The organism is Kribbella sp. NBC_00709, from assembly GCF_036226565.1.
GTDB lineage: Bacteria > Actinomycetota > Actinomycetes > Propionibacteriales > Kribbellaceae > Kribbella.
Genome location: NZ_CP108996.1, coordinates 1,091,593 through 1,104,186, shown reverse-complemented (window position 1 = coordinate 1,104,186; position 12,594 = coordinate 1,091,593). Strand labels below are relative to the sequence as shown.

Genomic DNA, 12,594 nt, shown 5'->3' with positions numbered 1-12,594 from the left:
CCCTAAGCTTGCTCGCCCAGCTCGCGGGACAGGACACCGAGGCGGTCGAGGCGCTTCTCGAGCGACGGGTGGGTGGAGAACAGCGACGACAGGCTGGCACCCGCCTTACCGGAGATCGCCGGGGCGAAGAAGAACGCGTTGAACGCCTCCGCCTGGCGCAGGTCGCGCGACGGTATCCGTGCGATGTCCCCGCTGATCTTCGTCAACGCCGACGCCAGTGCGGACGGTCTCCCGGTCAGCATCGCGCCGGCGCGGTCGGCGGCCAGCTCGCGGTACCGCGACAGCGCCCGGGTCAGCAGGAACGAGATCGCGTACACGGCGACGGACACCGCGACGATCGTCAGCACGATGACCGCCGTGTTCTGGTCGCGGTTGCGGCCCAGGCCGCCGTACAGGCCGAAGCGGGTGATCAGGCCGGCCAGCACGCCGAGGAAGGACGCGATCGTCATCACGGCGACGTCGCGGTGCGCGACGTGGGAGAGCTCGTGCGACAGCACGCCCTCGAGCTCGTCCTGGTCCAGCCGGCGCATGATGCCGGTGGTCACGCAGACCACTGCGTTCTTCGGGTTGCGGCCGGTGGCGAACGCGTTCGGCAGGTCGACATCGGCGATCGCGACGCGCGGCTTCGGCATGTCGGCCAGCGCGCACAGCCGGTCGATCGTGCCGTGCAGGTCCGGAGCCTCCTCCGGCGTGACGATCCGGCCGTGCATCGCGTACAGCGCGATCCGGTCGGAGAACCAGTACTGCGCGAACAGCATGCCGCCCGCGATCACCACAGCCCAGACGGCGCTCTTCGTCAGCGCGATCAGCAGCGCCACGAAACCGACGTACAGCAGACCGAGCAGGAAACTGGTGATCACCATCCGGCTGGACAGCCCCCGGTCAGGCGCGAATCGAGTCTTCATCCCACGTCCTTCCTCACCTGATAGTGAGAGTAGCTCGGGGTCAAACCCGGTCGTCCTCGCGGCTCTTCAGGTCCAGATCGGCGAGCAGCGAGCGGAGTTCGGAGCGGAGGAAGTCGCGGGTGGCGACCTCGCCGACCGCCATCCGCAGCGACGCCATCTCGCGGGCCAGGAACTCCATGTCCGCGCGGGTCCGGGCGTCGACGTCGCGGTCACGCTCGTACTGCACCCGGTCGCGGGCCTCCTGCCGGTTCTGGGCGAGCAGGATCAGCGGTGCGGCGTACGACGCCTGCAGGCTGAGCGCCAGGGTCAGGAAGATGAACGGGTACTGGTCGAACCGCACGCTCTCCGGCGCGAAGATGTTCCAGCCGACCCAGAACAGGATCGTCGCGGTCATGTAGACCAGGAACTGCCCGGTGCCGAGGAAGCGCGCGATCCGCTCGGACAGCCGCCCGAACGCGTCCGCGTCGTACGCCGAGCGCAGTGCGATCGTCCGGCGCAGCTCGCGCGGGATGTCCAGCCGGTTGGTGCTGCGCATCAGCCGACGCTCCTCGGCCGCGCTGCTGCTGCCCCGCGGGCGGCGATCGTCGGTCTTGCGTTCGTCACGAGGCATCGTGGTCCCCCTCCTGCGCCGAGTGCTCCGCGTGGTCGTGCTCGCGCCAGTCGTCCGGCAGCAGATGATCCAGTACGTCGTCGACGGTCACCGCACCGAGCAGCCGGCCCTCGTCGTCGAGCACCGGCGCCGCGACCAGGTTGTACGTCGCCAGGTACTTGCTGACCGTCTGCAGGCTGTCGTCGGGTCGCAGCCCGTCGAGGTCGGTGTCCAGTGCCGCGGACACCAGCTCGGAGGGTGGTTCGCGCAGCAGCCGCTGGATGTGGCCGATCCCGATGAACCGACCGGTGGGAGTCTCCAGTGGTGGACGGCAGACGTAGATCATCGCGGCCAGCGCCGGACTGAGATCAGCGTTGCGTACATGGGCCAGCGCATCGGCCACAGTGGCATCCACCGGCAGGATGACCGGCTCGGACGTCATCAGACCGCCGGCAGTGTGCTCCTCGTAGGTCAGCAGCCGCCGTACGTCCTCTGCCTCTTCTGGCTCCATCAGCGTCAGCAGGCGCTCGGCGGTGTCCGTCGGCAGCTCGGCGATCAGGTCGGCCGCGTCGTCCGGGGACATCTCCTCCAGTACGTCGGCGGCCCGCTCGGTATCCAGACCGGCGAGGATCTCGACCTGGATGTCTTCCGGCAGCTCCTCGAGCACATCGGCCAGTCGCTGGTCGTCCAGGGCAGCTGCGATCTCCTTGCGGCGCTTGGCCGACAGGTCATGCAGTACGCCGGCGAGGTCGGCGGCTCGCATCGACTCGAAGGCGGCCAGGATGTGTGTCGCACCCTGCCCTTCCTCGACCTGGGTGAACCCGCTCACGTCGGACCAGTCGAGCACGTGCGTCTGTCCACGCCGCCGGAACCGTTTGGAGCCCTCCCGGACCGCCACCTTGGTCAGCAACCAGTCCCGGGTCCGCCACTGCTCCATCGCCATGTCGTACACGACTGCGGTCGCGCCTGTGTCCGCGATGGTGACGGTCCGGTCGAGCAGCTCGCCCAGCACGAGCACTTCGGTCGCGCGCTGTTCGAAACGCCGCATGTTGAGCAGACCGGTCGTGATGACGTGGCCGACGTCCACAGAGGTGACGCGGGTCATCGGGAGGAAGATGCGGCGCCGGGTGAACACCTCGACGACCAGGCCGAGCACGCGGGGCGGTTGGTCGCCCTGGCGCATCATGGCGACCACGTCCCGGAGCTTGCCGACCTGATCCCCGTTGGGGTCGTAGACCGGCAGCCCCGCCAACCGGGCGACGTACACGCGCGACGGTGATCCGGTCATGTCCGAAGGCTAACCCGCCGGACCGGAGTCTCACCTGAGGACGCTTCGTAGACTTCTTACCTCGGGTGACGTCGAGGTGGGGATGGACATGCTGGAATCGACCGGGCTCGGAGCGGAGAACGAGGCGGCCTACCTGGAACTGATCCGGCGCGGCGCCGCGTCGCTGGTGGATCTGGCCACGCGGCTCGGCCGGCCGGTGGAGGAGGTCGAGCGGGCGGTCGACGTACTGCAGGCCGAAGGGTTCGTGCACCGTACGCCGCCGCCTGGCGAGCTGATCGTTCCGGTGCCGCCGGAGCTTGCGGTGGAGCAGCTCGTCCGGCGGCAGGAGGAGGAGTTCGAGCGGATCCGCAAAGCGGCGTACCGGCTGGCGGCGGAGGCAACCAGGCAGGGCGGCACGCGGCGGACCGAGGAGCTCATCGAGATCGTCACCGGTGAGACAGCGGTCGGCCTGGCGTTCGACCGCGTGCAGCGGACGGCCAAGACCGAGATGCGTGAGCTCGTCGCACCGCCGTACGTCGCGTCCGCCGAGGTGAACAGCACGCAGCTGGCCAGACAGGGCGCCGGTGTGGCGTATCGGGTCGTCTACGACAGCTCAGCTCTCGCGGATGCGGTGCTCGCCGCCAGCGCGGTCAGTCACGTCCGCGCTGGGGAGCAGGCGCGCATCGCGGACGTCCTGCCGACCAAGCTCGCCGTAGCGGACCGAGAGCTCGCGTTGCTCCCGCTGGACTGGGCCACGCCAGCACAGGACGCGGCGCTGCTGGTCCATCCGTGCAGTCTGCTGGATGCACTGGTCGCACTGTTCGAAACCGTGTGGAACCGGGCCAGCCCGCTCTCGGTGACCGAATCGAACAGCCTGCAGGCGGAGGAGGCAATGTCCGCCGAGGACCGCCACCTGCTCTCACTACTAGTCGCCGGGCTGACCGACGATGCAGCCGGTGCGAGGCTCGGGATCAGTAGGCGGACAGTGGCTCGTCGAGTGCAGCAGTTGATGGAGCAGACGCACTCCCGCTCGCGCCTACAGCTCGGTTGGCACGCCCGCGACCGCGGCTGGCTGTAATCAGCTCAGCTTGCGACGTCGGCGGATCGGACGGTGCAGGGTGATCGGGGCTTTGCCACGGGTGGTTGCAGTCGTCGGGATCGGCACCTCGGCGCGCGGAGTGGCGTCGTACCGTCCCGCCGCCTCGGTGATCTCACCGGTCGGCTCCAGGACGAGGATGTCGGCCTCGGTCTGCCATCGGTCGAGCTGCGTGTCCAGTCCGGCCGCGTTGAGGCGCTCGGTCCGCAGGACTTGGGCTGCTGCCGTCCACTCATCCGTCCCGGGCTCCAGCCGCCGCACTGTCGCCATCCAGCTGGCCAGCCGGTTGGTGGCCGGTTTGGCCGGTACGACGACCTGTGCCGAGCCGGCCGTAGCGAGTCCAGGCAGTGGCTGCTCCGCGCTGTCGGCCGCATCCGCGAGTACGACGTACTGCCCGTCGACGGTCGCGAACCACGCCGGGGCCGGGCGGCCGCCGTTCCACGACAGCCAGACGAGACCCGCCTTCTTCATCACCCCGGCGATCTCCGTCACAGCCTGCTCGGTGTCCACCGCCCAAGAGTGTCACAGTGAGCGATGTCACCGGGCAGGTCGCGTGCGTTTCGCCGTACGCTGCCGGTGACCGGTGAGTAACCGAGTGGAGGTCGCGCGATGACGGAGCAGGTCTTGCGGAGCAGAAGGTCGTGTCTGGCGACCCCGGGGTCGAACCCACGGTTCCTGGCCAAGGCGAAGGGGCTGGACGCGGACCAGGTGTTCCTGGACCTCGAGGACTCGGTCGCGCCGATCGCCAAGGCGGACGCCCGGAAGAACATCGTCGCCGCGCTGAACGAGGGCGGCTGGGGCACCAAGCTCCGCGTCGTCCGGGTGAACGACTGGACCACCGAGTGGACCTACGCGGACGTGATCGAGGTCGTGTCCGGCGCCGGTGCGAACCTGGACTGCATCATGCTGCCGAAGGTGCAGACCGCCGAGCAGGTGGTCGCGCTGGACCTGTTGCTGACCCAGTTGGAGAAGGTGCACGGGTACGAGCCGGGCCGGATCGGGATCGAGGCGCAGATCGAGAACGCGCTCGGCCTGACCAACGTGAACGCGATCGCCACCGCGTCGCCGCGGGTGGAGACGATCATCTTCGGCCCGGCCGACTTCATGGCGTCGATCAACATGAAGTCGCTGGTGGTCGGCGAGCAGCCGCCCGGGTACGACGTCGGCGACGCCTACCACTACATCCTGATGCAGATCCTGATGGCCGCGCGGGCGCACGGGAAGCAGGCGATCGACGGCCCGTACCTGCAGATCAAGGACGTCGACGGCTTCCGCCGCGTCGCCGGTCGCTCCGCCGCACTGGGCTTCGACGGCAAGTGGGTCCTGCACCCCGACCAGATCGCCGCCGCGAACGAGGTGTACTCCCCGCGCCAGGACGACTACGACCACGCCGAGAACATCCTCGACGCGTACGACCACTACACGTCAGCTGCCGGCGGCGGCCGCGGCGCGGTCATGCTCGGCGACGAGATGATCGACGAGGCGTCCCGCAAGATGGCCCTGGTCATCTCCGCCAAGGGCCGCGCCGCCGGCCTGACCCGCACCGACATCTGGCAACCGCCGGCGGACTAAGGCCCGACCTGGGCCATGATCGCGAGCAGGTGACCGTCGGGGTCGGGGAAGAACGCCATCCATTCCTCGACCCCGTTGTCGTGTTTGTGGATCAGGTGCGGCGCCTGTTCGAACTGCACGCCGCGCGCCTGGAGTTCGTCGTACGCCGTCTGGATGTCGTCGACGCGGAAGTAGAGGACGGACGGCTCGGTGGGCTCCTCCGTGGCGCTCAGGAACAAGCGCGTGCCGTTGCAGTCGAAGAAGGCGAGATCGCCGAACGTGTAGAGGTGCGGAAGCCCGAGCACCTTCCCGTAGAAGTCAACGGCGGTCTCGATGTTGCTGACCGGGCGGGCGATCTGCCCGATGACGCCTAGTTCCATCGCCTGGACTCCTTCTCCTCGTAGCGCACTGTCGGCGGGCACGCCGCGCCAGCTGCGAAGCTCGGCCCGGCGGTCCAGGCCGAGCTTCAGCAGTGCGTTCGCGACGTGGAACTTGACCGCGTCGACGCTGACCCCGCGCCGCTGCGCGATCTCCCGGTTCGACAGGCCGTGCCGCACCAGGTGCACCACGCGCCATTCGGCGGGGGTCAGTACGTCGGGATGTCTCGGCCGTCCACGGGTGCCCACGACGCCACGGTAAGGCTGGGAGGCAGGGAATTACCCTCCCCTCAGCGGCTCCAGACCTTGTAGATCCGGATCGGCTTGACCGGCGGCCCGTCCTGGTCGGGGTCGGCGATGCCGGCGGCGACCATCCGGTCGAAGGTGGACATGCCGGCGACGACGTGGCCGAGCACGGTGTAGTCCGGCGGGATGTTGGCGAACGAGTGCACGACGAAGAACTCCGACCCGTTGGTGCCCGGGCCCTGGTTGCCGTAGGCAACGGTGCCGCGCGGGTAGGTCTCCTGGCCGGTCACCTCGTCGGGGAACTTGTACCCCGGTCCGCCCTCCTCCTGGCGGTAGATGTCGCCACACTGCAGCACGCCGAGCCGTGCCGAGTTCGTCAGCCGGAAACACTGGGTGGAGTCGTAGAACCGGCTCTGCACCAGATGTACGAAGTTGTGCACCCCGCAGGGCGCGTTGGCCCGGTCCATCCGGACCACGAACGGCCCGTAGTTCGTCAGGAAGAACACGTCGACCGTGCCCTTCGCACGCGCGGTCGCGGACGGGATCCGCACCGGTTTGGCGGCCGGGTTCTCAGGCGTCGGCGTGAACTCGCACTTGACCACCGGCTTCGGGTGGTGGGCCGGGGCGGCAGACGCGGTACTCGTGGTCAGCGTCGCGGCGACGAGGGCAGCCGCGATCAGGGCGGGAATCGATCGCTTCATGCGACACACCGTAGTACTCCGATCGCAGTCTGCAGAGATTCTGGAGGCTTTCTGAAGGTTTCGGCCGCGGACTCGATCCTCCGGCGCTTCCCGCCTAAGGTGTTGCGGTCCGCTGCGGAAGGTGTGTTGTTTGTGAACGGCGAGGTACTGGCCGGTCGGTACCGGTTGCTGACCCTGCTGGGCAGGGGCGGTGCGGGTGAGGTGTGGCAGGCCGAGGACACCGTCCTCGCCCGCCAGGTGGCAGTGAAGTTGCTGCGGAGTCTCGACGGCGATCCGATGGACGCGGGCCAGCGGTTCCGGGCGGAGGCGCAGGCCGCCGCCCGGCTGACGCATCCGAACGTCGTCGCGACGTACGACGTCGGCTCAGCAGGCGACCACGTGTTCCTGGTGATGGAGCTCGTGCAGGGCCCTGACCTGGCGCAGCTGATGCGTACGTCGGGACTGCCGACGGCCGATCTGGTCACGGAGATCGCCACGCAGGGCGCCCGCGCACTGGACGCCGCGCACGAGGCCGGGATCGTCCACCGTGACGTGAAGCCGGGCAACCTGCTGCTGGCCCCGGACGGCACGCTCAAGATGACCGACTTCGGTATCGCGAAGCGCGCCGGCAACGAGACGACCGGACTGGGCGTTCTGCTCGGTACGGCGTCGTACGTGTCACCGGAGCAGGTCCGTGGCGAGCCGGCTACCGCCGCGAGCGACTGGTACTCGTTCGGCTGCGTCCTGCACGAGCTCCTGACTGGTACGCCGCCCTTCTCCGGCCCGACCGTCGACGTGGTGATGCGGCAGCACCTCGACGTACCGCCGCCGCCGATCACGCGTACCGACGTACCGCAGGAGCTGTCGGACCTCGTCACGCACCTGCTGGCGAAGAACCCGGCCGACCGCCCGTCGTCGGCTGCTGACGTGGCTGTGCTGCTCGCACCGGCCAACCAGACCCAGGTCCTGGCGTTCACAGCGCCTGCGGCCGAAGAGGTCCTGGGCGTCGGGAAGTGGGAAGAGGACGACTCAGAAACCACGACCGGGCATCGGGCAGAGCGGCGTGGTTTCCCGCTGGCCAAGATCGGCGTAGCGGCCGCTGTAGTCGTGGCGGGAGTAGTAGCCGCTCTGCTGCTCCGGTCCGGTGTGACGAACGATCCGCCGGCGCAGGCAGGCGGCACGCCGTCCGCGCCCGTCGTGAAGGCGACCAGTGCGCCCAAGACGACGCCTAAGCCGAAGCCGACGCCGTCGAAGACTCCGACGAAGAAGCCGACGCCCAAGCCGACTCCCACGAAGACACAGCAGAATCCGCAGGCCGTACTGGTGCAGAGCCTGCGCACGCTGGCCGCACAGGTGCGTGCCACCCAGCAGGGCAGCCACAGCAAGGCGCCACGCGACGCTGCGGCACAGTTGGACCGGGCGGCCGAGGCGCTCGACCACGGCGACACCGGTGCTGCCGCCCGGAATTTCTACGAGGCCCGGCAGCGCCTGTTCGAGGCACAGCAGCGCCATCGCTGGCAGGCGACACCGCAGATCGCAGCGCTGTTCCAGACGATCGGCCAGTCGCTGCCACGCCCGGACAACAACAACAACGGCGGCGGCGGCAACAACGAGTGAGGCACGCGACCTCCGTCAGGTGGTCGATGTCACAGCGAGTGTCACCCTCGTGCCGGGATGCTGAGAACCGCGATACTCGCGGGTAAGCCGGCCGAAGGAGACGCACGATGAGCAGGTTGCAGCAGACCGACGGGCTGACCGACATCCAGGAGGAGATCCTGAAGACGGTCCGGGCCTTCGTCGAGGCCGAGATCCTCCCGGTCGCCACCGAGCTCGAGCACCGCGACGAGTACCCGACCGAGATCGTCGAGGGCCTCAAGGAGCTCGGCCTGTTCGGCCTGATGATCCCCGAGGAGTACGGCGGCCTGGGCGAGTCGCTGCTCACCTACGCACTGTGCGTCGAGGAGATCGCCCGCGGCTGGATGAGCGTGTCCGGCATCATCAACACGCACTTCATCGTCGCCTACATGCTGCTGCAGCACGGCACCGACGAGCAGAAGCAGAAGTACCTGCCCCGGATGGCCACCGGTGAGGTCCGCGGCGCGTTCTCGATGTCCGAGCCGGGCTGTGGATCCGACGTCGCCGCGATCAAGACCAAGGCGGTCAAGGACGGCGACGCGTACGTCGTCAACGGCCAGAAGATGTGGCTGACCAACGGCGGCTCGTCGAACCTGGTCGCCGTCCTGGTGAAGACCGACGAGGGGCAGGACTCGGTCTACAAGAACATGACCACGTTCCTGGTCGAGAAGGAGCCCGGGTTCGGCGAGGTCGACCCGGGCCTGACGATCCCGGGCAAGATCGAGAAGATGGGCTACAAGGGCGTCGACACGACCGAGCTGATCTTCGACGGCTACCGGATCGACGGCGGGCAGATCCTCGGCGGCGTACCGGGCAAGGGTTTCTACCAGATGATGGACGGCGTCGAGGTCGGCCGGGTGAACGTCGCCGCGCGCGGGTGCGGCGTCGCGCGGCGGGCGTTCGAGCTGGGCATCTCGTACGCGCAGCAGCGGGAGACCTTCGGCAAGAAGATCGCCGAGCACCAGGCGGTGCTGTTCCGGCTGGCCGACATGGCGGTCAAGGTCGAGGCGGCGCACGAGCTGATGGTGAAGGCGGCCCGGAAGAAGGACAGCGGTTCCCGCAACGACTTCGAGGCCGGCGTGGCGAAGTACCTGGCCAGTGAGTACTGCTCCCAGGTCGTGGAGGACTCGTTCCGCATCCACGGCGGCTACGGGTTCTCCAAGGAGTACGAGATCGAGCGGCTGTACCGCGAGGCCCCGATGCTCCTGATCGGCGAAGGCACGGCCGACATCCAGCGCATGATCATCGGCCGCCGCCTCCTCGAGGACTACAAGCTCTGAGCTGGTCTCAGACCAGGGACTGCCAGGGTTCGTTCTTGACGCACCTCGACAGGTACAGCGCCTTGCCGGGAGCGAAGGTGATGCAGTTCCCGGTCGCGACGTTCTTCAGCTCGATCGATCCGTCGTCGTTGTGCAGGATGTTGAAGCGCTGGTAGTCCGATCCCTGACAGACCACGCTCACGACCCGGGCGTCCCAGCCGCCCTGGATGCACCGGCCGGTCTGGACGTTCTTGAACGCGCGAACGTTCGGCGCCGCGTAGACGCCCCACTTCTGATAGTTCGTCCCGACGCACTTGGCCGGCCCCAGCCCCTCCGACAGGTCCGAGATGCACATGCTGTTGCTGTCCTCGAACTTGAACGTCTGGATGCCTTCGTAGGTGGATGCCTGGGCCGGTGCCGCCGTCGCGACGAGTGCCGATGCCGCGACGCCCGCAAGCACGGCCCCCTTGAGCTTTCCCATGGTGTCTCCCTTGTTCTGGCCGCGGAGATCCGGCGGCCGGAACAACCATCCCGGGAGTCGCTGACCAGGCGCTGACTGCGCGCTGACGGCCGGCACGCTGGGTCGACAGGCGGGGCGGTGCCGGTCGGCCCAGCGCGCGGCGGGGCAGGGGATGGTGGGGGCTAGATGGGTGCCCGGGCCGGAGCCCGCGTGTGGCCGGAGCCGTAGCCGGACAGCAGCCAGATGCCCAGTTGGGTGATCTCGTGGCGGACCGACGCGCCGGCCCGGCGCGTGGTGATCAGGCCGGCCTCCCGGAGCACCGTCGCCTGGTGGCTGGCGGCGGCCGGGGAGATCTTGCAGCGTTGCGCCAGCTCCGTCGTCGTACAGCCGCTGACGGTCGCCTCCAGGGCGGCGGCCCGGGTCGACCCGAGCAGTGAGCCCAACGGGTCACTCGACGAGGCAGACTCCGTCGACGCCTGCCGCAGGATCCCCGGCGCATGCTGGATCGGATAGACCAGGATCGGTCTGAGATCCGGGTCCCGCAGCTTGGTCGGTACCTGCCAGCAGAACGCCGACGGCTGCAACTCGATTCCCCTGCCATCGAGATACAGATCGCGGTCGTTCATGTCCAGCACCTGCAGGACCGGTGCCAGCCACCGGACCCGCGGATGCAGCGACGACAGCAGCCGGTCCACCCCGTGCCGGGCCAGCGCCTCCCCACGATGGGCGTGGTCCGCGGACACATGCGTGCCGATCGACTTCCAGTACGGCGCGATGGCCGCGTCGTGGTACGACCGGATGGCCCGGCCGAGCTTGTGCATCGACGTCCGGCTGCCCTGCGCCAGCTCCCGGGTCCACGGCGACGCGGGCCGGTACGTCCCGAGCAGGTCAAGCTGGCTGCGGATCTGCTGCCGCGGTGTCGCCAGCGCCTGCTCCAGCGCGGAGTCGAAGTCCGGTGCGGACTCGGCCGGCGTCAGGAAGTCGGGGGAGTAGCCCCTCGGCGGGGTCAGCTCGAGCAGCAGCCGCATCTGGTCCGGTGCGACTCTGGTCCGCACGTGACGGCGCCAGTCCTCGAAGATCAACCGGCCGTCCGAATGCTGCAGCATGTGCAGGCTGAGCAGCACCTCCCACAGCGGCGCCGGTTTCGTCGCGACCGTGACGCGGGCAAGGTCCCGTGGCGTGAAATGGATTCGAAGCACCGCAAGTCCCTCCCCTTGGTCGCAGAACGTGCTCGATTCCTGACCGAACGCGACGGCAGAATTCAATCAAGGCACCGGATTGGTCCACAACCGTTTGAACATTCCAATCCGCAAGGACTCCCGGCCATGGCAAAAGGTTGCCATGTCGCCTATCGGACAGCAGGGAGCCTTCGGGTCACAGCCAGTGGTTCCGCTTGAACAATCGGTAAAGGACGAAACACGCGGACGCCATCACCCCGAGGACGACGAAGTACGCGTACTTCAGCCGCAGCTCGGGCATGTAGTCGAAGTTCATGCCGTAGATGCCGGCGATCATCGTCGGCACCGCCAGGATCGCCACCCAGGCGGAGATCCGGCGCATGTCCTCGTTCTCGGCCACCTGGACCTGGGCCAGGCCGGCCTGCAGGATCGAGCTGAGCAGCTCGTCGAACGAGATCACCTGCTCCTTCACCCGTTGCAGGTGGTCGTCGACGTCGCGGAAGTAGTTCCTGGTCTCGTCGGCGATCAGCGCGTGCCGCAGCGTCGACAGCGCACGCATGGGACCGGTCAGCGGGGCTACAGCTCGCTTGAGCTCGAGCACCTCGCGCTTCAGCTGGTAGACCCGGTCGATGTTGCGCCAGCCACGCGGCGTGAACATGCCGGTCTCGATCATGTCGATGTCGGCCTGTACGGCGTCTGCGACCTCGAGGTACCGGTCGACGACATGGTCGGCGATCGCATGCAGTACGGCGCCTGGACCGGTCGCCAGCCGTTTCGGCTCCTTCTCCAGCTCCTGCCGCAGTCCTGTCAGCTCACTGTGCTCTCCGTGCCGGACCGTCACCACGAAGCCAGGGCCGCAGAACACCATCACCTCGCCGGTCGCCACGACCTCACTGGTCGCGGTCAGATCCCCGTGCGGGACATACGTGACCGTTTTGAACACGGCGAACAGCGTCTCGCCGTACCGCTCGAGTTTGGGGCGCTGGTGGGCCTCCAACGCGTCCTCGAGTGCCAGCGGGTGCAGACCGAACTCGTGGCCGATGATGGCGAGCTGGTGGTCGGTCGGCTCGAACAGACCGATCCAAACGAACCCCTGGCCGCGCCGAGCCCGGTCCAGTGCGTCGGTGTAGGAGTTGACCCGGCGGTCGCGCACGCCGTCCCGGTACAGGCCCCAGTCGATCAGAGCGCCCTCGAGCTTGCCGGTGACGACGTCGTCCGGCGGGCGTCCGTCAGCGCCGCCGCGGCGGGCGAAGACCCGTCCTACCCGGCGTGTCGCGCCCATGTCCCACCGTCGGCCGGCCATCACCGGCGAGGCTATCAAGACGCGGTAACCAGCCGTCGGCAATGATGG

The 12,594-nt window shown here is 68.4% G+C and carries 13 protein-coding genes; 4 read left to right on the top strand and 9 right to left on the bottom strand.

Going from position 1 to position 12,594, the window contains the following annotated elements:
• Positions 1-2: 2 nt before the first annotated feature.
• The 3 genes from htpX to OHA18_RS05250 are packed head-to-tail and all read right to left on the bottom strand — an operon-like array spanning position 3 to position 2,782.
• Entirely contained in the window at positions 3-905 is a 903-nt protein-coding gene (gene htpX, locus OHA18_RS05260) for a zinc metalloprotease HtpX (protein ID WP_329002531.1), read from the bottom strand.
• Positions 906-945: 40 nt separating this feature from the next.
• Complete coding sequence (locus tag OHA18_RS05255) at positions 946-1,515, bottom strand: DUF1003 domain-containing protein (protein WP_329002529.1); 570 nt, start codon at positions 1,513-1,515, stop codon at positions 946-948.
• Positions 1,505-2,782: a magnesium transporter MgtE N-terminal domain-containing protein gene (locus tag OHA18_RS05250; protein ID WP_329002527.1), complete on the bottom strand. Its 1,278-nt coding sequence runs from the start codon at positions 2,780-2,782 to the stop codon at positions 1,505-1,507. The genes OHA18_RS05255 and OHA18_RS05250 overlap by 11 nt, the downstream gene beginning before the upstream one ends.
• A gap of 88 nt (positions 2,783-2,870) precedes the next feature.
• Here OHA18_RS05250 and OHA18_RS05245 point away from each other — a divergent pair, with 88 nt between their 5' ends.
• Positions 2,871-3,839 (top strand): transcriptional regulator TrmB, encoded by a 969-nt coding sequence (locus OHA18_RS05245; protein WP_329002526.1) that lies wholly within the window; start codon positions 2,871-2,873, stop codon positions 3,837-3,839.
• Here the strand turns inward: OHA18_RS05245 and OHA18_RS05240 are convergent, their stop codons facing one another.
• The gene (locus tag OHA18_RS05240) at positions 3,840-4,367 is read right to left on the bottom strand and encodes a hypothetical protein (protein ID WP_329002525.1); all 528 of its coding nucleotides are present in this window, start codon (positions 4,365-4,367) and stop codon (positions 3,840-3,842) included.
• A gap of 99 nt (positions 4,368-4,466) precedes the next feature.
• Here OHA18_RS05240 and OHA18_RS05235 point away from each other — a divergent pair, with 99 nt between their 5' ends.
• Positions 4,467-5,429 (top strand): HpcH/HpaI aldolase/citrate lyase family protein, encoded by a 963-nt coding sequence (locus OHA18_RS05235; protein WP_329002523.1) that lies wholly within the window; start codon positions 4,467-4,469, stop codon positions 5,427-5,429.
• Here the strand turns inward: OHA18_RS05235 and OHA18_RS05230 are convergent.
• A complete protein-coding gene (locus OHA18_RS05230; RefSeq protein ID WP_329002522.1) occupies positions 5,426-6,034 on the bottom strand; it encodes a VOC family protein in 609 nt (202 codons plus the stop codon). The two genes, OHA18_RS05235 and OHA18_RS05230, sit on opposite strands and share 4 nt — an antisense overlap.
• Positions 6,035-6,075: 41 nt before the next feature.
• The gene (locus tag OHA18_RS05225; RefSeq protein ID WP_329002521.1) at positions 6,076-6,732 is read right to left on the bottom strand and encodes a peptidylprolyl isomerase; all 657 of its coding nucleotides are present in this window, start codon (positions 6,730-6,732) and stop codon (positions 6,076-6,078) included.
• Positions 6,733-6,864: 132 nt separating this feature from the next.
• Here OHA18_RS05225 and OHA18_RS05220 point away from each other — a divergent pair, with 132 nt between their 5' ends.
• Together OHA18_RS05220 and OHA18_RS05215 are read left to right on the top strand one after the other, a co-directional pair.
• Positions 6,865-8,328, top strand: coding sequence for a serine/threonine-protein kinase (locus tag OHA18_RS05220; RefSeq protein WP_329002520.1), 1,464 nt, complete (start codon positions 6,865-6,867; stop codon positions 8,326-8,328).
• Between the two features lie 107 nt (positions 8,329-8,435).
• The gene (locus tag OHA18_RS05215) at positions 8,436-9,626 is read left to right on the top strand and encodes an acyl-CoA dehydrogenase family protein (RefSeq protein WP_329002518.1); all 1,191 of its coding nucleotides are present in this window, start codon (positions 8,436-8,438) and stop codon (positions 9,624-9,626) included.
• A 7-nt stretch (positions 9,627-9,633) separates the two neighbouring features.
• Here OHA18_RS05215 and OHA18_RS05210 read toward each other — a convergent pair whose 3' ends face one another.
• From OHA18_RS05210 to OHA18_RS05200, 3 genes are all read right to left on the bottom strand, one after another.
• On the bottom strand, positions 9,634-10,086 hold the full coding sequence (locus OHA18_RS05210) for an RICIN domain-containing protein (RefSeq protein ID WP_329002517.1): 453 nt from the start codon (positions 10,084-10,086) through the stop codon (positions 9,634-9,636).
• Between the two features lie 161 nt (positions 10,087-10,247).
• Positions 10,248-11,264 carry an ArsR/SmtB family transcription factor gene (locus tag OHA18_RS05205; RefSeq protein WP_329002516.1) on the bottom strand — a complete coding sequence of 339 codons (1,017 nt, stop codon included), beginning with the start codon at positions 11,262-11,264 and terminating at the stop codon, positions 10,248-10,250.
• Between the two features lie 175 nt (positions 11,265-11,439).
• Positions 11,440-12,546: a magnesium and cobalt transport protein CorA gene (locus tag OHA18_RS05200; protein ID WP_329002515.1), complete on the bottom strand. Its 1,107-nt coding sequence runs from the start codon at positions 12,544-12,546 to the stop codon at positions 11,440-11,442.
• Between the last annotated feature and the right edge of the window lie 48 nt (positions 12,547-12,594).

What these genes read in the sequence shown, in the direction of transcription:
- OHA18_RS05255 (WP_329002529.1), bottom strand. Translation starts at nt 1,515, where the DNA reads ATGCCTCGTGACGAACGCAAGACCGACGATCGCCGCCCGCGGGGCAGC.
- OHA18_RS05215 (WP_329002518.1), top strand. Translation starts at nt 8,436, where the DNA reads ATGAGCAGGTTGCAGCAGACCGACGGGCTGACCGACATCCAGGAGGAG.
- OHA18_RS05235 (WP_329002523.1), top strand. Translation starts at nt 4,467, where the DNA reads ATGACGGAGCAGGTCTTGCGGAGCAGAAGGTCGTGTCTGGCGACCCCG.
- OHA18_RS05200 (WP_329002515.1), bottom strand. Translation starts at nt 12,546, where the DNA reads ATGGCCGGCCGACGGTGGGACATGGGCGCGACACGCCGGGTAGGACGG.
- OHA18_RS05210 (WP_329002517.1), bottom strand. Translation starts at nt 10,086, where the DNA reads ATGGGAAAGCTCAAGGGGGCCGTGCTTGCGGGCGTCGCGGCATCGGCA.
- OHA18_RS05225 (WP_329002521.1), bottom strand. Translation starts at nt 6,732, where the DNA reads ATGAAGCGATCGATTCCCGCCCTGATCGCGGCTGCCCTCGTCGCCGCG.
- OHA18_RS05245 (WP_329002526.1), top strand. Translation starts at nt 2,871, where the DNA reads ATGCTGGAATCGACCGGGCTCGGAGCGGAGAACGAGGCGGCCTACCTG.
- htpX (WP_329002531.1), bottom strand. Translation starts at nt 905, where the DNA reads ATGAAGACTCGATTCGCGCCTGACCGGGGGCTGTCCAGCCGGATGGTG.
- OHA18_RS05250 (WP_329002527.1), bottom strand. Translation starts at nt 2,782, where the DNA reads ATGACCGGATCACCGTCGCGCGTGTACGTCGCCCGGTTGGCGGGGCTG.